Source organism: Streptomyces sp. NPDC001744 (assembly GCF_042892575.1).
Classification (GTDB): Bacteria; Actinomycetota; Actinomycetes; order Streptomycetales; family Streptomycetaceae; genus Streptomyces.
In genome coordinates, this window is sequence record NZ_JBIAUG010000001.1 from 354,531 (window position 1) to 373,835 (window position 19,305).

At 73.9% G+C, this 19,305-nt stretch carries 19 protein-coding genes and 1 riboswitch; of the genes, 10 read left to right on the top strand and 9 right to left on the bottom strand.

The window, feature by feature from the left end:
• Nucleotides 1-13 precede the first annotated feature (13 nt).
• Nucleotides 14-161, bottom strand: a riboswitch (SAM riboswitch).
• Between the two features lie 149 nt (nt 162-310).
• From ACFYZY_RS01735 to ACFYZY_RS01750, 4 genes are all read left to right on the top strand, one after another.
• Nucleotides 311-1,252 (top strand): glucosyl-3-phosphoglycerate synthase, encoded by a 942-nt coding sequence (locus tag ACFYZY_RS01735; protein ID WP_388688580.1) that lies wholly within the window; start codon nt 311-313, stop codon nt 1,250-1,252.
• A 38-nt stretch (nt 1,253-1,290) separates the two neighbouring features.
• Nucleotides 1,291-1,620, top strand: coding sequence for a hypothetical protein (locus tag ACFYZY_RS01740; protein ID WP_388688581.1), 330 nt, complete (start codon nt 1,291-1,293; stop codon nt 1,618-1,620).
• Nucleotides 1,621-1,795: 175 nt separating this feature from the next.
• Entirely contained in the window at nt 1,796-3,157 is a 1,362-nt protein-coding gene (locus tag ACFYZY_RS01745) for a trehalose-6-phosphate synthase (protein WP_388688582.1), read from the top strand.
• Between the two features lie 235 nt (nt 3,158-3,392).
• The gene (locus ACFYZY_RS01750) at nt 3,393-3,878 is read left to right on the top strand and encodes a GNAT family N-acetyltransferase (RefSeq protein WP_388688583.1); all 486 of its coding nucleotides are present in this window, start codon (nt 3,393-3,395) and stop codon (nt 3,876-3,878) included.
• 11 nt (nt 3,879-3,889) lie between these two features.
• On the opposite strand, the gene ACFYZY_RS01755 is transcribed toward ACFYZY_RS01750, so the two are convergent.
• The 4 genes from ACFYZY_RS01755 to ACFYZY_RS01770 all read right to left on the bottom strand — a co-directional run bounded on the left by ACFYZY_RS01755 (nt 3,890) and on the right by ACFYZY_RS01770 (nt 7,540).
• A complete protein-coding gene (locus tag ACFYZY_RS01755; protein WP_388688584.1) occupies nt 3,890-4,396 on the bottom strand; it encodes an ArsR/SmtB family transcription factor in 507 nt (168 codons plus the stop codon).
• A 500-nt stretch (nt 4,397-4,896) separates the two neighbouring features.
• A complete protein-coding gene (otsB, locus tag ACFYZY_RS01760; RefSeq protein WP_388688586.1) occupies nt 4,897-5,739 on the bottom strand; it encodes a trehalose-phosphatase in 843 nt (280 codons plus the stop codon).
• A 100-nt stretch (nt 5,740-5,839) separates the two neighbouring features.
• Nucleotides 5,840-6,247, bottom strand: a complete 408-nt coding sequence (locus ACFYZY_RS01765; RefSeq protein ID WP_388688588.1) for a DUF3263 domain-containing protein — start codon at nt 6,245-6,247, stop codon at nt 5,840-5,842.
• Nucleotides 6,248-6,259: 12 nt separating this feature from the next.
• Nucleotides 6,260-7,540, bottom strand: coding sequence for an extracellular solute-binding protein (locus tag ACFYZY_RS01770; protein WP_388688787.1), 1,281 nt, complete (start codon nt 7,538-7,540; stop codon nt 6,260-6,262).
• A gap of 208 nt (nt 7,541-7,748) precedes the next feature.
• Between ACFYZY_RS01770 and ACFYZY_RS01775 the strand changes: the two genes are divergently transcribed.
• Genes ACFYZY_RS01775 through ACFYZY_RS01785 form a run of 3 tightly spaced genes read left to right on the top strand, consistent with a single transcriptional unit; the run spans nt 7,749 to nt 10,898 of the window.
• Nucleotides 7,749-8,699: an ROK family protein gene (locus ACFYZY_RS01775; protein ID WP_388688589.1), complete on the top strand. Its 951-nt coding sequence runs from the start codon at nt 7,749-7,751 to the stop codon at nt 8,697-8,699.
• Nucleotides 8,699-9,919, top strand: coding sequence for an N-acetylglucosamine-6-phosphate deacetylase (nagA, locus tag ACFYZY_RS01780; protein ID WP_388688590.1), 1,221 nt, complete (start codon nt 8,699-8,701; stop codon nt 9,917-9,919). The genes ACFYZY_RS01775 and nagA overlap by 1 nt, the downstream gene beginning before the upstream one ends.
• A 58-nt stretch (nt 9,920-9,977) precedes the next feature.
• On the top strand, nt 9,978-10,898 hold the full coding sequence (locus ACFYZY_RS01785) for a 1-phosphofructokinase family hexose kinase (RefSeq protein WP_388688592.1): 921 nt from the start codon (nt 9,978-9,980) through the stop codon (nt 10,896-10,898).
• Between the two features lie 137 nt (nt 10,899-11,035).
• Here the strand turns inward: ACFYZY_RS01785 and ACFYZY_RS01790 are convergent, their stop codons facing one another.
• Entirely contained in the window at nt 11,036-12,016 is a 981-nt protein-coding gene (locus ACFYZY_RS01790; RefSeq protein WP_388688594.1) for a CBM35 domain-containing protein, read from the bottom strand.
• A gap of 108 nt (nt 12,017-12,124) precedes the next feature.
• Nucleotides 12,125-13,879 carry a diguanylate cyclase CdgB gene (gene cdgB, locus ACFYZY_RS01795; protein ID WP_388688596.1) on the bottom strand — a complete coding sequence of 585 codons (1,755 nt, stop codon included), beginning with the start codon at nt 13,877-13,879 and terminating at the stop codon, nt 12,125-12,127.
• A gap of 273 nt (nt 13,880-14,152) precedes the next feature.
• Here cdgB and ACFYZY_RS01800 point away from each other — a divergent pair, with 273 nt between their 5' ends.
• Nucleotides 14,153-14,719: a flavin reductase family protein gene (locus ACFYZY_RS01800; RefSeq protein ID WP_388688597.1), complete on the top strand. Its 567-nt coding sequence runs from the start codon at nt 14,153-14,155 to the stop codon at nt 14,717-14,719.
• A gap of 166 nt (nt 14,720-14,885) precedes the next feature.
• On the opposite strand, the gene arfB is transcribed toward ACFYZY_RS01800, so the two are convergent.
• Complete coding sequence (gene arfB / locus ACFYZY_RS01805) at nt 14,886-15,323, bottom strand: alternative ribosome rescue aminoacyl-tRNA hydrolase ArfB (RefSeq protein WP_388688598.1); 438 nt, start codon at nt 15,321-15,323, stop codon at nt 14,886-14,888.
• Nucleotides 15,324-15,456: 133 nt separating this feature from the next.
• Between arfB and ACFYZY_RS01810 the strand changes: the two genes are divergently transcribed.
• Nucleotides 15,457-16,032 carry a TerD family protein gene (locus tag ACFYZY_RS01810; RefSeq protein ID WP_388688600.1) on the top strand — a complete coding sequence of 192 codons (576 nt, stop codon included), beginning with the start codon at nt 15,457-15,459 and terminating at the stop codon, nt 16,030-16,032.
• A gap of 161 nt (nt 16,033-16,193) precedes the next feature.
• Entirely contained in the window at nt 16,194-16,826 is a 633-nt protein-coding gene (locus ACFYZY_RS01815) for a hypothetical protein (protein WP_388688602.1), read from the top strand.
• Nucleotides 16,827-16,930: 104 nt separating this feature from the next.
• On the opposite strand, the gene ACFYZY_RS01820 is transcribed toward ACFYZY_RS01815, so the two are convergent.
• The gene (locus tag ACFYZY_RS01820; protein WP_388688603.1) at nt 16,931-18,337 is read right to left on the bottom strand and encodes a M1 family metallopeptidase; all 1,407 of its coding nucleotides are present in this window, start codon (nt 18,335-18,337) and stop codon (nt 16,931-16,933) included.
• 151 nt (nt 18,338-18,488) lie between these two features.
• Complete coding sequence (locus tag ACFYZY_RS01825; RefSeq protein ID WP_388688604.1) at nt 18,489-19,028, bottom strand: heme-binding protein; 540 nt, start codon at nt 19,026-19,028, stop codon at nt 18,489-18,491.
• Nucleotides 19,029-19,305: the final 277 nt, after the last annotated feature.

The following is a 19,305-nucleotide window of genomic DNA, read 5'->3' on the forward strand; positions in this document are numbered from 1 at the left end:
GCGAGGCCCTTTCTCCTCATCTTTCCCATGACGAATTTTTCGCCATGAGACGGATTTGGCACCTTCCCTAGCCGGTGGACCCCGATGGAGTACGAGACTGACCGACTGGAGGGTTGCCGGGGCTTCAACGGGCCGTTTCCCTCTGCCCCTCTGGATGAGCGGTATTCGGTTGTGAAGCGCGGTGGACTTTCGTTCCTGCGCTCCGGCGCGGATGCCACCCCGAAGTGCGGAGGGCGGTCGCGTTGTTCAAGACTGTAACCGAAGGCCCGGGCGCTTGGACGGCCCGTCCGAACCGCGAGATGGAGATCACGTGCTGGAAGAGGTGGAGCGCTGGCTGGCCCGGCGGTCCTGGTCCGTGGCGGACCGGCCGATGGAGCGGATCCTCGCCGCCAAGCGTGCGACGACGGTCAGCGTGGTGCTGCCGGCGCTGAACGAGGAGACGACGGTCGGGGACATCGTCACCGTGATCCGGCGCGAGCTGATGTCGGAGTCGGTGCCACTCGTCGACGAACTGGTGGTGGTCGACTCGGGCTCCACCGACCGCACGGCGGAGGTCGCGGCGGCGGCCGGCGCCCGGGTGGTCGCGCGGGACGCGGTCCTCCCCCGGATACCGGCCGTGCCCGGCAAGGGCGAGGTCCTGTGGCGGTCGCTGATGGCGACCGACGGGGACGTGGTGTGCTTCGTGGACGCGGACCTGCGGGACTTCTCCGCCGACTTCGTCACGGGGATCGTCGGCCCGCTCCTGACCGACCCGGAGGTCCACCTCGTCAAGGCGATGTACGACCGTCCGCTGGACGGCGTCCCCGGCCAGGGCGGCCGGGTGACGGAGCTGATGGCGCGCCCGCTGCTCAACCTGCACTGGCCGCAGCTGGCCGGCTTCGTGCAGCCGCTCGGCGGCGAGTACGCGGCCCGCCGCTCGCTCCTGGAGCGGCTGCCCTTCCCGGTCGGCTACGGGGTGGAGCTGGGCCTGCTCGTGGACGCGCTCCACACGGTGGGCCTGGACGCGCTCGCACAGGTGGACGTGGGGGTGCGCAAGCACCGGAACCAGGACGGGCACGCGCTGGGCCGGATGGCGGCGACCATCTACCGGACGGCGCAGCTGCGGCTCTCGCGGGGGCACCTGGTGCGGCCGTGGCTGACCCAGTTCGAGCGCGGCGAGCGGGGCTTCGAGCCGCGCACGTACGCGGTGGACACGGAGGAGCGGCCGCCGATGGCCGGGATCGCGGAGTACGCGCGGCGCCGCGTGGCGTAACGCCGTCCGATGATTCGCTTTGCCTACATTTCTTCCCCATGGGCTTCGGACAACGTATGGGCAGGGCGCTGACGGCGACGGCCCTGGCGGCGGTCGCGCTGGTACCGGTCGCGGCGGGCCCCGCGCCCGCCTCGGCGCCGCCGGGACCCGCGCCCGCGTCGGCGGCGTCGGGCCCCGCGTCGACGGCACGAGGCCCCGGGAACCGCGCCGTCCTCCCGGCCACCGCCCCGGCACCGGCACCCGCCCCGCCCGGAGCCCGGCCCCGGGGGAGCGCCGAACGGCTGTGGCTGCTCGGCGGGCTCGTGGCGGCGCTGGCGGGAACGGGGTGGGTGGCGAGGGCGGCGCTGCGGAGCAGAACCGCCCCTTGACCGGCCGGAGCCGCTCCCCGCCCGGGGCCCTTTCCCGTCGGCCCCGGGACCGCCCTCCGCCCGGCCCGGAGCCGCCCCCGTCCGGCCCGATCGCCTCCGTGACCCTCCGTGGCCGGAACTCCCCCGTCTCGTATCCGTACGTTTGAGCGTTTACGGGACGGGCTAGGTTCGCCACATGGCTACTGTGCTCGTGGCATCCAACCGGGGTCCGGTCTCGTACACGCTCGGCGAGGACGGTTCGCTCGACGCCCGGAGGGGTGGCGGCGGCCTGGTCTCCGGGCTGAGCGCCGTCTCCTCGCAGGACAGCCTGTGGGTGTGCGCGGCCCTCGGCGAGGGCGACCGGGAGGCGGTCCGGCGCGGCGTCGGCGAGCCCGGCGTGCGGATGCTGGACATCGACCCGGCCGTGTACGACGGCGCGTACAACGGCATCGCGAACTCGGTGCTGTGGTTCCTCCACCACCACCTGTACGACATCCCGCGCGAGCCCGCCTTCGACGCGGGGTTCCGGCGCCGCTGGGAGGCGTACCGCGCCTACAACCGCGCCTTCGCGGAGGCGCTGGCGGCCGAGGCGGACGAGGGCGCGGCGGTCCTGGTGCAGGACTACCACCTGGCGCTGGTCCCCGGGCAGCTCCGCGAGCTGCGCCCGGACCTGCGGATCTCGCACTTCACCCACACCCCCTGGGCCTCCCCCGCGTACCTGGGGATGCTGCCGGACGACATCCGCGAGGAGCTGCTGTGGGGCATGCTCGGCGCGGACGAGGTGGGGTTCCACACCCAGGCCTGGGCCGACTGCTTCACGAGCGGCGCGCCCGTCGAGGGCACCGGGACGCGCGTCGCGGTGCGTCCGCTCGGCGTCGACGCCGAGGAGCTGCGGGCCCTTGCGTACCGGCCGGCCGTGGACGAGCGGCTGGCGGAGCTGCGGGCCGAGGTCGGCGACCGGAAGACCATCGTCCGCGTCGACCGCACCGAGCTGTCGAAGAACATCCTGCGCGGCCTGCTCGCCTACCGGGAACTCCTGAACGCGCACCCCGAGTGGCGCGGCCGGGTGGTCCACCTGGCGTCGGCGTACCCCTCGCGCCAGGACCTGGAGGTGTACCGCTCGTACACGGCCTCGGTGGCGGCGCTCGCGGAGGAGATCAACGCCGAGTTCGGCACGGAGGACTGGACCCCGGTCCTGGTCTCGGTGAAGGACGACTTCGTCCGCTCGCTCGCGGCCTACCGCCTCGCGGACGTGGCCCTGGTGAACCCGGTCCGCGACGGCATGAACCTGGTGGCCAAGGAGATACCGGTGGTCTCGGAGGCGGGCTGCGCCCTGGTCCTGTCCCGGGGAGCGGGCGCGTACGAGGAACTGCGCGAGGACGCCCTGACGGTGAACCCCTTCGACGTGTCGGAGACGGCGGAGGCCCTCCACACCGCCCTCTCGATGCCCGCCCCCGAACGCGCCGACCGCACCAAGCGCCTGGCGGCGGCGGCCACGGCCCTGCCGCCGCAGCGCTGGTTCCTGGACCAGCTGGAGGCGCTCGGGAAGGCCCCGTAGGCCCCCGGAGGGCCGGGGCGGGGTTCGTGGTCGTCCCGGCCGACGCCGCGACCCATCACCCTCGTGTCGCGGGGGTGCTCCGTACTTTCGGCAGCCGTCTGAGAACCGTCGCTTCCGGTAGCTTCGACCCCGCCTGGAACCCACGTGTTCAGGAGGTCTGGAGGCAGTCCGTATGACACCCCGGCTCCGTCGCTGCACGAGCGTTCCCGAGGATGTCGAGCGGATCGTCGCTCCCATGACCGCGGTGTACGCGAAGGTGCGCGAACCGCTGCTCCACCTGCCGAACTACGCGGTGCCCGCCTTCGCCGAGCGGCTGGAACGTCACGTCCGGGAGCCGGGATTCGCAGCGGTGCTGGCGTTCGACGCCGAAGACGAGCCCGTGGGCTACGCATACGGCAACACGGTGGAGAGCGGGGACCGGTGGTGGCGGAGGATCGGCGACGTGGACGCCGTCTTCACCAGCGCTCCCGCCCTGGCCCTCAAGGAGATCGGCGTGACAGTGCCCCACCGGGGAACCGGGCTGGCACGGCGCATCCATGACGACCTCCTCGCCGGCCGCGACGAGGCGTACGTGTCGCTCATGGTCAACGCGTCGGCCGGTGACGGAAAGGTCCAGCGGGTCTACGAGTCCTGGGGGTACGAGGTGATCGGCACGAGCCGCCCGTCCCCCGAGTCGCCCGTACTCACCGCGATGATCCGGCCGACCGGGGCCGGTGCCTGACCGGGGAGGGACTACTCGTCGTCTCCCTCGCCGCCGTCGATGACGGTCAGCCCGGGGCCCTTCTGCCGGTACGGGTCGGGGGCGTCGTCGGGGATGCCCTGGATCGCCCGGCCCTGGGCGGCCCCGTTGCCGTTGAAGACGAAGTCGGGGCGGAGGCGCCAGTTGCGGCCGTCGGGATAGATGAACCCGGCTTCGGAGAGCTGCCGGAGAGCACGGGACACCGAGGACTGGGACATGCCGACCTGCTCGGCGAACTTCGTCTGGCTCTCCACGATGACCAGGCCGTGGTCCTTGCGGTTCTGGATGGCGCACATCTTGTGGAACAGCTTGAAGGACGCCGCGCTGAGATCGGCATCGGCGAGCGCCAGGTGTGCCGCGTATCCCACCGTGGTGAACCCTCCTCCTCTGAACCAGGGACCCACCCCGGTGGAGACCGAGGAGTGGACGGTGAGGTCGGCCGTCTCTCCCGTCGACCGGTTGACGGTCTCGATCCGGGTGACTTTCCGGTCCGCATACACAGGCTACCCCCATGGACGAATGAGATACGAACAGGACTGGATCAACTCATTCAAATCTGACGAGCCCCTACCCAGAACTGGGTAAAGCACACGCAATCTATTCCCTTCTGGGTTGCCTCACCCAGAAGTGAATAGATTGCCGTGCGTTGGCGCAGGTCAGCGCCCTCCCCGGGTCGCTCCGCCTCAAGGAGGTAAGCGCACCCGCCGTACGGGAGCCCCTGCGGTATTCGCTCCGCTCCGTTCCTCGGGGGTGCCCCACACCCGTCGCGGGAACGCGCGGGCCGTCCTGGGCCGGGGTCGTGGCATCAAGGGGAAGCGTGGCCGGGGCCGGTGGGTGGTCGCCGTGCACACGTGGCGGACGCCCGTCCGGCTCTCCCGCCGTCCGGGCGGGCTGTCGTGGGCCGGGGTCACGACGGGGCCGGGGGCAGCCGGGCGTCTCCTGACGGTGCGGGAGCGCCGACCGGTTCCGGTCCGGCCGGGCCTTTCGTACCGCCCGCCGGTCAGCCGCCCCGTACCGCCTCCGCCAGCGCCTCCAGGAGGGCCACGACGCCGGCCGGGCCCGGGACCGAGAGGTCCGCGCGGCCGGAGAGTTCCGGGACCTCGCCGGAGTCGCTGCACACCAGGAGGCCCGGGGTGCCGTCGGCGCGGAGCTTCTCGACGGCGGCGAAGGCGGGCAGGTCGCCCAGGTCGTCACCCGCGTAGAGCACGGACCCGGCCCCCGTCTCCCGGACGTACGCGCCGAGCGCCACGCCCTTGTCCACGCCGGGGGGCCGCAGTTCGAGGACCATCCGGCCGGGCTCCAGGACGAGCCCGTGGCGGGCGGCCAGCTCGGCGAGCGGGCCCTTCAGCGCCTCGAAGGCACCCTCGGGGTCGGCGGCCCGGCGGGTGTGGACCGCGACCGCGCGGCCCTTCTCCTCGATCCGGACGCCCGGCGAGGTCCCGGACCGCTCCAGGAAGCCCGGCAGTTCGGCGCGGACGGCGGCCACGCCCGGGTGGACGGGGGCGGCTTCCACGGTGCCGGTGGCGGCGTCCCAGCGTTCGGCGCCGTAGTGGCCCAGGACGACGAGGTGTTCCAGGCCGGGGACGCCGGCGAAGCCGCCGTGGCGGACGGCGACCCCGGCGGGGCGGCCGGTCACCACGACGACGGAGGCGACCGCGGGGGCGAGGGCGGCGAGGGCGGCCACGGCGCCGGGATGGGCGCGGGCCGCTTCGGGGTCGGGGACGATGTCGGCGAGCGTGCCGTCGAAGTCGAGGGCGACGACGGTCTCCCCGGGCCGCGCGAGGATCGCGGCCAGACCGTCGCGGCCTGCGGGCGTGGTCGGGTGCGGAAGGCTGGTGGCCATGTGTCCGACCCTACCCACGGCGTCCCGCCGTACCCGTGCGGAGCGCCCGCGCCGACGCGCGTCCGGCCGGGGGGCGTTTCCGTCCCGCCGTCCCCGTCCCCTACCGCCTGCGCTGCCGCTCCTCGCGGACCCGGCGCAGCCGGTTGACGGTCACCGGGTCGTGGGCCAGGGCGCGCGGGTCGTCGAGGAGGGCGTTGAGCAGTTGGTAGTAGTGCGTCGGGGAGAGGCCGAGGCGCTCGCGCACGGCCCGTTCCTTGGCGCCGGGTCCGGGCCAGGAGCGGCGCTCGACGGCGAGGAGCTCCCGCTCCCGCCCGGTGAGGGCCTCGCCGGGGCCGCCGGCCGCGCCGGCCGCACTCGGACCGTCGGCCGCACTCGGACCGCCGACGCCGTCAGTACCGCCGGACCGGCCGACCCCCTCAGTACCGCCGGACCCGCCGCGTCCGTCCCCGCCGGTCTCCCCGCCGTCCTCCTCGTGCGCCCCGTGCTCCGCTTCCCGGTCCTCGGTCATACGACCAACCTATTACTCGGCGGCCTCCGCCGCCGTCGCCGCTCGGCCGATCGAGCCCAGGACCTCGGCGGGCCGCCCGTTCGGCATGACGGCCCTGCCGATGTTCTGCTTGACGTTCTCGCTGACCTTGGCCCAGGAGGTCTTGCCGACCGGCGGGAGCTGCGCGTCGGGGAGGACCTTGAGGAAGACGCGCAGGTTGGCGTGGGCGGGGTCGGTCTCCATGCGGGTGGAGGCGCTGACGGTGACCGGCAGGAGGTCGTTGTCCCCGGCGAACTTGAGGACGTTCTCGTCGCTGAAGACGAAGTTGAGGAAGTCGCCGATCTCCTTGCGGTGACCGTTCTGCTTGAAGCCCATGATCCAGTCGGCGACGCCCATGGAGGTCCTGGACGAGCCGTCGGCGCCGGGGAGGGGCACCTGACCGACCTGGACGCCCTTCTTCGCGGCCTCCTTGAGGAGCGAGGGGTGGCCGTTGAGCATGCCGACCTCGCCGTTCGCGAAGGCGGCGAAGGCGGCCTTGCGGTTGAGCTTGCCCGGTGCGACGGGGCCGGTGAGGCCCTTGCCGACGAGGTTCGTCCTCAGCCACTCGAAGGTGCGCACGTTGGCGTCGGAGTCGACGGCGTAGTGGTCGGTGGCGTCGGTCCAGCCGCCGCCCCCGGCGAGCAGCCACATCATGGCCTCGGCCTGGGCCTCCTCGGGGCCGAGCGGCAGCGCGAAGGGGGTGCGGACGCCCTTCTCCTTCAGCTTCCCGGCCGCCTCGGCCAGCTCGTCCCAGGTGGTGGGGGGCTCGGCGCCGGCCTTCTCGAAGAGGGCCTTGTTGTAGAAGAGGGGCCGGGTGGAGGCGACGAAGGGCATGCCGTACTGGGTGCGCTTGGTCTCGCCGGCGGCGACCAGCGGGGCCAGGAAGTTGGCCTGCACCGGTATGGAGAGGAGTTCGTCGGCGGAGTAGAGGTGGCCGGCGGACGCGTAGTCGGCGTAGGCGCCGATCTGCGCGATGTCGGGGGCCTTGCCCGCCTTGACCATCTCGGCGACCTTGCGGTCGACGTCGTCCCAGGACTCCACCTGGACCTCGATCTTGACCTTGGGGTGCTTCGCCTCGAAGGCGGCGGCGAGGGCGGTCCAGTACTTCTTGGTGCTGTCACCGCCGGTGAGGTCGTACTCGGCGGCGACCAGCCTGAGGGTCACGTCGCCGGAGCCGCCCCCCAGGGAGCCGCAGCCGGAGACCGTGGCGGTCAGTCCGAGGGCGGCGGCTGCGGTCAGTCCAAGAAATCGTCGCCGCTCCACGGCTTCATCCACCTTTTGCTCGTCGTTGAGCTGCACGTTTGCTCCGGTCAAGGCCGCAAGTCTGCCCCGTGCGCGGGTACGAGGTCTACACCACCCGGATATCACTTCCGCAACACCGGGGAACGGGTCGGTTCGGGCCGGTGTTCGATTTTGTATCCATGCGCAACAATCCCCGAAAGTGGACTAGACCTTTTGGGGTCCCGGGCGTCAGACTGTCCCCGTGAGACACGTCATCGCCCTGGATGTGGGCGGCACCGGCATGAAGGCCGCCCTCGTCGGGGCGGACGGCACCCTGCTGCACGAGGCCCGGCGCGCCACCGGGCGCGACCGCGGCCCGGAGGCCGTGGTCGGGACGATCCTCGACTTCGCCGAAGAGCTGCACGCCTTCGGCCGGGAGCGGTACGGGCAGCCCGCCGCGGCCGCCGGGGTCGCCGTCCCCGGCATCGTCGACGCCGAGAACGGCATCGCCGTCTACGCCGCCAACCTCGGGTGGCGCGACGTTCCCCTGCGCGAACTCCTGGCCCGCCGCCTCGGCGGCGTCCCCGTCGCCCTCGGCCACGACGTGCGCGCGGGCGGCCTCGCGGAGGGCCGCGTCGGCGCGGGCAACGGCGCCGACCGCTTCCTCTTCGTCCCCCTGGGCACCGGCATCGCCGGCGCCATCGGCATCGGCGAGCGCATCGAGGCCGGCGCCCACGGCTACGCCGGCGAGATCGGCCACATCGTCGTCCGCCCCGGCGGCACCGCGTGCGGCTGCGGCCAGCGCGGCTGCCTGGAGCGGTACGCCTCCGCCTCGGCCGTCTCCCTCGCCTGGTCCGAGGCGGGCGGCGGGCCCGGCGCGGACGCCGCCGACTGCGCGAAGGCCGTCGCGTCCGGCGACCCCGCGGCCGTACGGGTCTGGCAGGACGCCGTCGACGCCCTCGCGGACGGTCTGGTCACCGCGCTCACCCTTCTCGACCCCCGCACGCTCATCATCGGTGGCGGACTCGCCGAAGCCGGGGAAACCTTGTTCACACCACTCCGGGCCGCCGTGGAGGAGCGCGTCACGTTCCAGAAGCTGCCCGCCATCGTCCCGGCGGCCCTCGGGGACAACGCCGGCTGCCTGGGCGCGGGCCTGCTCGCCTGGGACCTGCTCGCCGACCCGCGCCCCACCGACTCGGAGGTTTCCGCCTGATGGCCGATCACAAGGTTCTCGCCGGCGCACGCGTCGTGCTGCCCACCGGGATCGTCGAGAACGGACGCGTGATCGTCGAGGGCGGGCGCATCGCGGGCAGCGCTCCCGAGGGCGCTCCCGCCCTGGACCTGAGCGGCCACTGGATCGTCCCCGGCTTCGTGGACATGCACAACCACGGCGGCGGCGGCGCCTCCTTCACCTCCGGCACCGTCGAGGAGGTCCTCAAGGGCATCCGCACCCACCGCCTGCACGGCACCACCACCCTGGTGGCCTCCTTCGTCACCGGCGACATGGACTTCCTCACCGAGCGGGCCGGGCTCCTCTCCGAGCTGGCCGAGCAGGGCGACCTCGCCGGGCTCCACTTCGAGGGCCCGTTCATCTCCCCCTGCCGCAAGGGCGCCCACGACGAGACGCTGCTGCGCGACCCCGACCCGGCCGAGGTCCGCAAGCTGATCGACGCCGGTCGCGGCCGGGCCCGGATGGTCACCCTCGCCACCGAGCTGCCCGGCGGCCTCGACTCCGTGCGCCTGCTCGCCGAGCACGGCGTGATCGCCGCCATCGGCCACACCGACGCCACGTACGAGCAGACCGTCGAGGCCATCGACGCGGGCGCCACCGTCGCCACCCACCTCTACAACGCGATGCCCGCCCTCGGACACCGCGCGCCCGGCCCGATCGCCGCCCTCCTGGAGGACGAGCGGATCACCGTCGAGCTGATCAACGACGGCACCCATCTGCACCCCGCCGCCCTGGAGCTGGCCTTCCACCACGCGGGCGCCGCGCGCGTCGCGCTCATCACCGACGCCATGGACGCCGCCGGCTTCGGCGACGGCAGCTACATGCTCGGCACCCTGGAGGTCGAGGTGAAGGACAGCGTCGCCCGGCTGGTCGAGGGCGGCTCCATCGCCGGTTCCACCCTGACCCTGGACCGCGCCTTCAAGCGCTCCGTCACCGTCGACGGCCTCCCCGTCGAGTCGGTCGTCCAGGCCGTCTCCGCCAACCCGGCCCGCCTCCTCGGCGTGTACGACCGGGTCGGTTCCCTGGAGCCCGGCAAGGACGCCGACCTCGTCGTCCTCGACGCCGGCTTCGACCTCAAGGGCGTCATGCGCAAGGGCACCTGGATCGTCGAACCGGCCGCCGGCCGGCCCGTGGCGCGGCCGGAGGGCGTACGGAAGAGCGACGGGCTCGGGGCTGGGCCAACCGCCCTCCGTTTGGCATGATCGGAAACCGCCGGAACACACGTTCCAGCGGTCTCCACAGGGAACACGGGGTGGACAGGTGATTGTGACGGTCACCCTCAACACGGCGCTGGACCTGACCTACCGGGTCCCCGCCCTCGTCCCGCGCGCCTCGCACCGGATCACCCAGGTCGTCGAACGCCCCGGCGGCAAGGGCCTCAACGTGGCCCGGGTCCTCGCCGCCCTCGGGTACGAGACCGTCGCCACCGGCTTCGCGGGCGGCGCCACCGGGGCCGTGCTCCGGGAGGCGCTCGCGGCCACCCCGGTCCGCGACGAACTGGTCACGACGGCCGGCCCGACCCGTCGCACCGTCGCCGTGGTCGACGCCTCCGACGGGGACACCACCCAGCTCAACGAGCCCGGCCCGACCGTCTCCCCCGCCGAGTGGGAGTCCTTCCGCGAGCGCTTCGCCCGGCTCCTCGGCGGCGCGGCGGCCGTCGCCCTCTGCGGCAGCCTCCCGCCGGGCGTCCACGTCGGCGCGTACGCGGAACTCGTCCGGCTCGCCCGCGCCGCCGGCGTGCCCGTCCTCCTCGACACCAGCGGCGAACCCCTGCGGCGGGGCATCGCCGCCCGCCCCGACCTGGTCAAGCCCAACGCCGACGAACTCGCCCAGCTCACCGGCTCCCGCGAATCCCGCCGGGCCGCCCTCGACGCGCGCCGCAGGGGCGCCCACGCGGTGGTGGCCTCGCTCGGCCCCGAGGGCCTGCTCGCCGCCACCCCCGACGGCCTCTGGCGGGCGGCTCCGCCCGCCGCCGTCAGGGGCAACCCCACGGGCGCGGGCGACTCGGCCGTCGCCGGCCTGCTCTCGGGCCTGGTCGACGGCGTCCCCTGGCCGGACCGCCTCGTCCGGGCGGTCGCCCTCTCGACGGCGACGGTCCTCTCCCCGGTGGCCGGGGAGTTCGACGCGGGGGCGTACGAGGAGCTGCTGCCGCGGGTGAAGGTGACCGAGGAGATCGTCTAGCGGCTGTCCCGGGGGCGCCGCCGACCCGCGCGGCGGGCGGGGCGCCGGAACACGCACAGGAGCCCCACGGTGGGCTGAAACGCGCCGGAACACGCCGGGGGGCCCGCACGGCCGTGCGGGCCCCCCGGATCCGCGCGTCAGCCCTTGCCGGTGTGTCCGGCCTCCAGATAGACCTGGTCCAGGATCGCGTCGCAGGAGTTGCCCGCCTCGCAGGAGATCTTGAGCGAGTTCGAGCCCTTGTCGAGCTTCACGTAGGCGTAGGTGTAGGTCCACCCCTTCTCCCAGTCGCCCTCGGCGGCCTTCGCGAAGTTGGACATGTTGACCTCGCGGGGCGCCGCGCCGTTGACCGTCAGGGAGGTCTTGGCGTCCTTGCCGGGCACGCTGTACGTGATCCGGAGCGTGTAGTCACCGCTCTTGGGCACGTCCACGGACCAGCTCGCGGAGCCGCCCGCGCCGTTGAAGGTGACGTAGGCGCCGCCCGGACCCTTCGCGCCCTTGACGGCCGTGTCGAGCTTCGCGGGGCCGCCGAGCTGGAGCGTGGCCGCGTCCTGGCGCGGCAGGTCGGCCGGGGTCGGCGAGGCCGAGGTGGGGCCGCCGCTCGGCGTCTCGACGGGCTGGGAGGAGGAGACCGGCGGGGGCGTGACGCCCTGGGCCCCGTCCTTCTTCCCGTCCTCGTCCTTGCCCATGTTCGTGATCACCGCGGCCGCGATGCCGATCACCACGACCGCGACGACCGCGACCGCGCCGATCAGCAGACCGCGGGTGTTGGGTCCCCGGCCGGAGCCGCCGCGCTGCGGGGGCGGGGTCGCACGGGGCTGCTGCCGGCCGCCGTAGGTCTCGGGCGCGGCGTACTGCGCCTGCGGCTGGCCGTACGGTCCCTGCTGCTGCGGCGGCACGTACGGCTGCGTGTGCTGCTGGCCGCCGTACTGGCGCTCGCCGACCGTTCTGACCTGGTTGTACGAGGTCCGGGGCACGCCGGGCTGGGCGGGCGCGGGGCCGGGGTAGCCGTAGCCGCCGCCGTGCGGGGGCTGGGCACCCGCTGCCTGGCCGTCCGCGTACAGGTAGCCGAACGGATCGTCGTCCTCGGGCTTGTTCGCGCCGTCGTTACCGGCAGCCATCCGGGTCATCCTCTCCATGCTCGCCAGCCGTCGCCGACCGGCCGAGCCTACCCCGAACGGACCATCGGCCGACCCGGGCCCTCACCCCGCCCACGCCCGGCGCGTACGTCAGCCGGCCCGGCGCTGGACCTTGGCGCGGGAGCGCTTCTCCACGTACATGCGCTGGTCGGCGGAGTTCAGGACCTCCTCCACGGACATCCCGCACTCGGCCCAGCCGATGCCGAAACTGGCGCCGACCCGGACCGCCCGCCCGTCCACCCGGATGGGCGGGATGATCGCGTTGCGGAGGCGTACGGCCAGGTCGGCGGCGTCGGCCGCGCCGAGGCCGTCGGCGAGGACGACGAACTCGTCACCGCCGAGCCGGGCGACGGTGTCCCCGTCCCGGACGCCGGTGGTGAGGCGGCGGGCCACCTCGATGAGGACGGCGTCGCCGGTGTGGTGGCCGAAGCGGTCGTTGATCGACTTGAAGCCGTCGAGGTCGCAGAAGAGGACCGCGAGCCCCTTGGCGCCGTCGTCCGTCTCGCCGCCCGGGGGCGCCGTCATGTGGACGTGGTGGTCGTAGGACCCGGCGCCCCCCACCGGCTCGAAACCGAAGCCGTGCTCGTGTTCGTACGGCTCGTAGGGCTCGTACGGCTCGCGCTGTTCGTACGGCTCGTAACCCGGGCCGCCGTCGTGCGCGGGGCCGTACCCCGTCCCGTACCCCCGCCCGGCGTCGTACCCGCCGTACGCGGCCTCGTCGCCCGTCGCGCGGGACGCCGGGCGCTCGCAGAGGCGGGCGGAGAGCCGGGAGCGCAGCTCGGCGCCGTTGGGGAGGCCGGTGAGGGCGTCGTGCGAGGCGCGGTGGGCGAGCTGGAGTTCGTGCCGCTTGCGCTCCTCGATGTCCTCGACGTGGGTGAGGAGGAAACGGGGACCGTCGGTGGTGTCGGCGACGACGGAGTTGCGCAGGGACACCCAGACGTAGGTGCCGTCGCGGCGGGCGAGCCGCAGCTCGGCCCGGCCGCCCTCGGCGGAGGTCCGCAGGAGGGTGCCGATGTCCTCGGGGTGGACGAGGTCCGCGAAGGAGTAGCGGCGCATCACGGAGGCGGGCCGGCCGAGGAGCCGGCACAGGGCGTCGTTGGTGCGCAGGAGCCGGCCGTGCTGGTCGCCGCCCATCTCGGCGATGGCCATGCCGGAGGGGGCGTACTCGAACGCCTGGCGGAAGGACTCCTCGCTGGCGCGGAGGGCCTGCTGCTCCCGTTCGAGCCGGACCAGGGCCCGCTGCATGTTGGAGCGGAGGCGGGCGTTGCTGATGGCGATGGCCGACTGCGAGGCGTACATCTGGAGCGCCTCCTGGCCCCAGGGCCCCGGGTGCCGGCCGTTGCGCGGGCGGTCGACGGATATGACGCCGAGGAGTTCGCGGCCGGAGCCCCCCGCGCGGGCGGAGCCCAGCGAGGGCGAGTACATGGGGGCGTAGAGCCGGTCGTGGGGGTGCCACTCGTCCTCGAAGCGGGGCGCGGGGCCGTCGGTGTGCCACTGGGGGACGTCGTCCTCCAGGAGGACCCAGCCCTCGGTGTGCGGGATGAACCGCAGCTCGCCCCAGGCGACGCCCATGGAGAGGCGGCGGTCCCAGGCTTCGCGGGAGCCGACCCGGCCGGTGATCAGGGCCTCGGCGGCGGAGCTTCCGGCGAAGGCGGCGACGACCAGGTCACCGTCGGGGCGCACGAGGTTGACGCAGGCCAGCTCGTAGTTGAGGCCGGCGACCACGCCGTCCGCGACGGTCTGCAGGGTGTCCGCCAGGCTGCGCGCGGTGTTGAGGTCCGCCACGACCTGGTGCAGCTGCCGCAGGGTCGAGAGACGGACGTAAGGCTCCGACTCGGTCTCCATCGCTCGCTCTCCCCGAGACCTCGACAGCAACTCCAGGGTTCTCATCGACTTCGTGTTGCACAGTCACGATTCGCAGCGCACTGTCCCCGCCACTGAATCACAGCGAGCTGCGCACCCGGTACACAGGGTCAACAAATACTCCCTCCTGTGACTCAAGTCACAAGCGCCCTCGTGGTGTGCGTGAGCATACGCGGGTCCTAGGACCCCCGGGGGCGGCGTTCTGGTCCCCGGGCCCGAGGCGGGACCCCGAGGGGGCGGGCTAGCGTCGGGGGCATGTCCCGGAAGACCCTCTCCCCGCCCGTCCCGCCCCTTCCCGCCGTCCCCCATGCTGAGGGGGTGAGCAACGACGAGTTCCGGGCGGCGATGTCCCGCCTCGCGTCGGGCGTGGTCCTGGTGACCGCGCACGATCCCGACGACGGCCCGCGCGGCGAGGACGTCGGCATGACGGCCACCGCCTTCGTGTCGGTCTCCCTCGACCCGCCCCTGGTCCTGGTCAGCCTGCGCAACGGCTCCCGGATGGACGACCTGCTCGCGGAGGTCCCCTGCTGGGCGGTCTCCGTCCTCACCGAGAACCAGCGGCACGTCGCCTCGCGCTTCTCGATGAAGAACCGCGTGAGCGACCGGCTCCTCTTCGCCGACGTGCCGCACACCCGGGGCGGGGCGAGCGGCGCCCCGCTCGTGGACGGCGCCCTTTCGGTCCTGGAGTGCCGCACCGAGAGCCGCGTGGTGGCCGGGGACCACACGCTCGTGGTGGGACGGGTCCTGACGGTGGGCCTGTCGCCGGAGGACGGCAGCGGGCCGCTGGCGTACTTCCGGGGGAGGTACCGGCGGCTGGACTGAGGGGGAGGCGCCGGGGCTCCGGGGGTTCCGGTCCTCCGGGCCGGAGGCGCGGAGGGGCGCGGTCTCGGAGGGGCGCGGTGGTTCCGGGGGGGGCCATGGTGGTTCCGGGGTGCGCGGCGGTTCCAGAGCCCGCGGCAGCTCCGGGGTCCGCGGCGGTTCCGGGGGCTCAGCCCCAGTCGCGGGACTGCCGGGTGCGCTTGGTCTCCGAGCGCTGCTTCTTCTCGCGCAGCCGGCGCTCGTTGATGCCGCGCGGGATCTTCGTCGGCCGGCGGGGCTTCGGCGGCGGGGCCGTCGCCTCGGCGAGGAGGGCGGCCAGGCGGACCGCCGCCGTCTCGCGGTTGCGCCACTGGGAGCGGTGCTCCGAGGCGCGTACGGTCACGACGCCGTTGACCAGGCGGGAGGCGAGGCGCTCCAGGGCGCGGGCCTTCCACACGGCGGGGAACGCCTCCGTGGCCGCGAGGTCGAAGCGGAGTTCCACCTGCGAATCGCTGGTGTTGACGTGCTGTCCGCCCGGACCCGACGAACGCGAGAAACGCCACTGGAGCTCGGCCTCGGGGAGCGAGACGGAGCCGCGGACGGGATAGGGACCGGACATGCTCCCCATGTTCCCCGTACGGGGCCGTTGGAGTCATCCTCATTTCCCTCCCGGCCCCACGGGAACCGACGGACGGTCGCGCGCGTTTCTCCAGGCGACAGCAGCACGACGCACACGCTGAACGCGATGAAAGGGACTTTCCATGGCTGTGAGCCTGTCCAAGGGCGGCAACGTCTCCCTGACCAAGGAGGCCCCGGGCCTCACCGCCGTCACCGTGGGCCTCGGCTGGGACGTCCGCACCACCACCGGCACCGACTTCGACCTCGACGCCTCCGCGATCGGCGTGGACGCGGGCGGGAAGGTCGTCTCCGACGCCCACTTCGTCTTCTTCAACAACAAGTCCACGCCGGACCAGAGCATCGTCCACACCGGTGACAACCGCACCGGCGAGGGCGGCGGCGACGACGAGCAGATCAACGTCAACCTCGCGGCCCTCGCGCCGAACGTCGACAAGATCGTCTTCCCGGTCTCCATCTACGACGCGGTCGCCCGCTCGCAGAACTTCGGCCAGGTCCGCAACGCGTACATCCGCGTCGTGAACCAGGCCGGCGGCGCCGAGATCGCCCGCTACGACCTCTCCGAGGACGCCGCCACCGAGACCGCCATGGTCTTCGGCGAGCTGTACCGCAACGGCGCCGAGTGGAAGTTCCGCGCCGTCGGCCAGGGCTACGCCTCGGGCCTGGAGGGCATCGCCCGGGACTTCGGCGTCAACCTCTGACACCCGGCCGGCCCCGCGCCGGCACCCGGCCGCCGGTTCCGGAACCACGCTCGTGGTTCCGGAACCGGCGTCTTCCCTTTTCGCGTCGCCGCCCTCCCCGACCGGTCGCATCGTCCTATAACGTGCCCCCTTCGATCATCTGAACGACCCGTGGGGGGCCGATGTACGACACCCATGCCTGCGACGACGCCGACGACACCGGCGGAGGCGGCAGGAGACCCGGAGGAACCGGAGGCACCGGAGCGGGAGGTCACGGGGGCGGGGGGCCCGCCGTACCGCACCGCCACGGACCCGGGACCCGGACGGGCCGGCTGGTACGGCGGACGCTGACGGGCCTGGCGCTCGTGGGCCTCACCGTCGCCTGCGGGCCCACCGCGGCCGAGGGCTCCGCCGCTCCGCCGCCGGTCTCCACCACGGCCTCCGCGTCGCCGACGCCCGGCCCCACCACCGCGGAGCCCACCACACCGGCCCCGACGACCGCGGCGCCCACCACCGTGGCCCCCGCGGCCACCACCGCGGCGCCCGCGCCCCCGAAGGCGAAGCCCACGACCCAGGCGCCGGCGGAGCCGACGGCGACCCGGGCCCCGAGGCCCACCACGCACGCCCCCGCGCCGAAGCGCACGACCGAGGCACCGGCGGCCGAGGCCACCTGCGAGATCGTCTCCAACGCCGGGAACTGCTACAGCGCCGGCCAGTTCTGCCGGAAGTCCGACCTCGGCAGCTCCACGCACGCGGCCAACCGCCGCGTGATCCGCTGCGTCATGGACGGCGACCGCGCCCGCTGGACGTACTGAGTCCGGACCGCGACCGGGCCCGTCGGCACGTCCGGCAGGCCCGGTGGCACGTCCGGCGGGCCCGGTGGCGGACCTGACGGATCCGGTCGCGCGACCGGCCGGTCTCAGGGGCGCTCCGGCCGTCCGTCGCCGTACAGCCAGACCTCCCACAACGCGCCGAGGTCCCGCCCGGCGGTCTTCTCCGCGTAGGCCGTGAAGTCCGCCGTGGAGGCGTTGGCGTACCGGTGTTCCTCCGCCCAGCCGCGCAGGATCCGGTCGAAGGTCCCGTCCCCGACCGTCACGCGCAGCTTGTGCAGGACCATCGCGCCCCGCTGGTAGACGGGCGGGTCGAAGAGGTTCTCGGCGGTGGGCGGGGCGGCCGGCGGGAAGGCCCAGTTGTCCCGCTCCGCGAAGGCCCGTTCGAAGGAGGCACGGGCGGGCACCTTCTCGTACTCCTCCTCGTACAGCCACTCCGCGTACGTCGCGAAGCCCTCGTTCAGCCACAGGTCCCGCCAGCCGGCGGGCGTCACCGAGTTGCCGAACCACTGGTGGGCCAGTTCGTGGACGAGGGTCGTCCGGCCGAAGGAGGCGACCGGGAAGACGGGCCGGGTCTGGGTCTCCAGGGCGTAGCCGAGGGTCCCGTTCCCGAGGACGACCGCCCCGGCGGCCGAGAAGGGGTACGGGCCGAAGCGCCGCGCCTGCCGGTCGAGGATCGCGGGGATCTCGGCCCGCAGCGCGGCGCTGTCCACCGCGACCGCCGGTGCGGCCGCGGTCAGGACGGGCACGGAGCCGAGGGCGGTCGCCGTCCCCGTCTCGTACCGGCCGATCGCGACCGTCGCGAGGTAGCTCGCCATCGGCTCGGGCGCGTGCCAGGTGGTGGTGACGCGTCCGTCCGCCTCCGTCCGCCGGGCGGTCCGGACCCCGTTGGAGAGGGCTTCGACCCCGGCGGGGACGGTGAGCGCGATGTCGTACGCGGCCTTGTCCGAGGGGTGGTGGTTCCCGGGGAACCAGGTCATGGAGCCGGTCGGCTCGCCGACCGCGATCGCCCCGTCCCCGGTGCGCAGCCAGCCCTCCCGGGAGCCGTCCGCGTCCGTGACCGGTTCGGGCACGCCCCCGTACGTGACGGTGGCGCGGAACTCCGTGCCCTTGCGGACCTCCTCGCGCGGGCGGAGCGTCAGTTCGTTCCCGGCCCTGTGGTACGCGGCGGGGGTGCCGTCCACGCTCGCGCCGCCGACCACGAGCCCCGACAGGTCGAGGTTGAACGCGCTGAGGTCCTGGGTGGCGACGGCGGTGAGGACGGCGGTGCCGTCGAGCCGCCCGGTCCCCGGGTCGTAGGCGAGGGTGAGGGCGTAGTGCCGTACGTCGTAGCCGCCGTTCCCCTGCTTCGGGAAGTACCGGTCCCGGAGGCCGGCGGCCCCCGGGGTGCCCCGGACCCCGCCGGTGGCCCCGGTGCAGGCGGCCGCGAGCAGCGCGAGCGCGGTGAGGACGGCGGCGAGGGGGGCGGCGGCTCCGGTCCGGCTGCGCTGGGTCACGCACCGATCCTAAGCAGCCGCTTCCGGCGGGGCCGGGTGGGAACGCCCGAGTGGGGAGGGGGCGCCTTCCACGGGGGCGGGAGCGGGCGCCTTGCGCGGGGCGGGGCGCCCGGCGGGGGGTCCGGGCGCCCTCACCGTTCCTGGGGCGTCCTCACCTGCCGAGGGAGGCGACGCCGGCCTGGGCGAACTTCTCGTCGAGGTCACCGGAGGGAGCGCCCGCGACGCCGATGCCCGCGACCGGCGCGCCCTTGGCGGTCACCGGGGCGCCGCCGGCGAGGAAGAGGGTGCCGGGGATGTCCTTGAGGGTGGGGGCGTTGGCGAGGCGCTTGACCAGCTCGGAGGTCGGGGCGTTCCAGGAGACGGCGGTGTACGCCTTCTTCACGGCCGACTCGTACGACTGCGGGCCCGCGCCGTCGCCGCGCAGGGTCACGAGGGTGTTGCCGTTGCGGTCGACCACGGCGACGGAGACGCGCTGGTTCTCCTTCTGGGCCGCCTTGAGCACCGCCTGCGCGGCCTTCGTCGCGGCCTCGACCGTCAGGTGCGTCGACTGCTGGAGGTTGCCGTTGCCGGCGTCGGCGCGGACCGCGACGGCGGGGGCGGCGGCCGGGGCGGTGGCGTTCGCCGAGACCACGCCGAAGGTGCCGGCGGCGATGACGGCGGCGGCGGTGGCACCGAAGAGGATCTTCTTCATGGGGAACTCCGTGGGACGGGCCGTGAGGCGGTGGACCGGGTGAGGGGCCGGGCGGTGACGACGGACGATCCGTTCGTCCGTCCCGCTCCGGTATCCATCCTGTGGCCGTCGCCGGGACCGCCCGGTCCACGTTCCGGCTGCCCTGCGGACGCCCACCGGTGGACGGCCGGGTCAGCCGATCGGCTGATGCGGGACCGGTCCCGTCGGGCCACGATGAAGGCGCGTCCCCGGGCGGGCCCGGCGGCCCGGAGCCGCACCGGGGCGGCGGAACGGCGCC

Bases quoted from the DNA above. Each gene is read 5' to 3' on its own strand.
- otsB (WP_388688586.1), bottom strand. From the start codon at position 5,739: ATGGCCACCAGCCTTCCGCACCCGACCACGCCCGCAGGCCGCGACGGT.
- ACFYZY_RS01810 (WP_388688600.1), top strand. From the start codon at position 15,457: ATGGCTGTGAGCCTGTCCAAGGGCGGCAACGTCTCCCTGACCAAGGAG.
- ACFYZY_RS01790 (WP_388688594.1), bottom strand. From the start codon at position 12,016: ATGGCTGCCGGTAACGACGGCGCGAACAAGCCCGAGGACGACGATCCG.
- ACFYZY_RS01745 (WP_388688582.1), top strand. From the start codon at position 1,796: ATGGCTACTGTGCTCGTGGCATCCAACCGGGGTCCGGTCTCGTACACG.
- ACFYZY_RS01740 (WP_388688581.1), top strand. From the start codon at position 1,291: ATGGGCTTCGGACAACGTATGGGCAGGGCGCTGACGGCGACGGCCCTG.
- nagA (WP_388688590.1), top strand. From the start codon at position 8,699: ATGGCCGATCACAAGGTTCTCGCCGGCGCACGCGTCGTGCTGCCCACC.
- arfB (WP_388688598.1), bottom strand. From the start codon at position 15,323: ATGGGGAGCATGTCCGGTCCCTATCCCGTCCGCGGCTCCGTCTCGCTC.
- ACFYZY_RS01750 (WP_388688583.1), top strand. From the start codon at position 3,393: ATGACCGCGGTGTACGCGAAGGTGCGCGAACCGCTGCTCCACCTGCCG.
- ACFYZY_RS01825 (WP_388688604.1), bottom strand. From the start codon at position 19,028: ATGAAGAAGATCCTCTTCGGTGCCACCGCCGCCGCCGTCATCGCCGCC.
- cdgB (WP_388688596.1), bottom strand. From the start codon at position 13,879: ATGGAGACCGAGTCGGAGCCTTACGTCCGTCTCTCGACCCTGCGGCAG.
- ACFYZY_RS01800 (WP_388688597.1), top strand. From the start codon at position 14,153: ATGTCCCGGAAGACCCTCTCCCCGCCCGTCCCGCCCCTTCCCGCCGTC.
- ACFYZY_RS01765 (WP_388688588.1), bottom strand. From the start codon at position 6,247: ATGACCGAGGACCGGGAAGCGGAGCACGGGGCGCACGAGGAGGACGGC.
- ACFYZY_RS01815 (WP_388688602.1), top strand. From the start codon at position 16,194: ATGTACGACACCCATGCCTGCGACGACGCCGACGACACCGGCGGAGGC.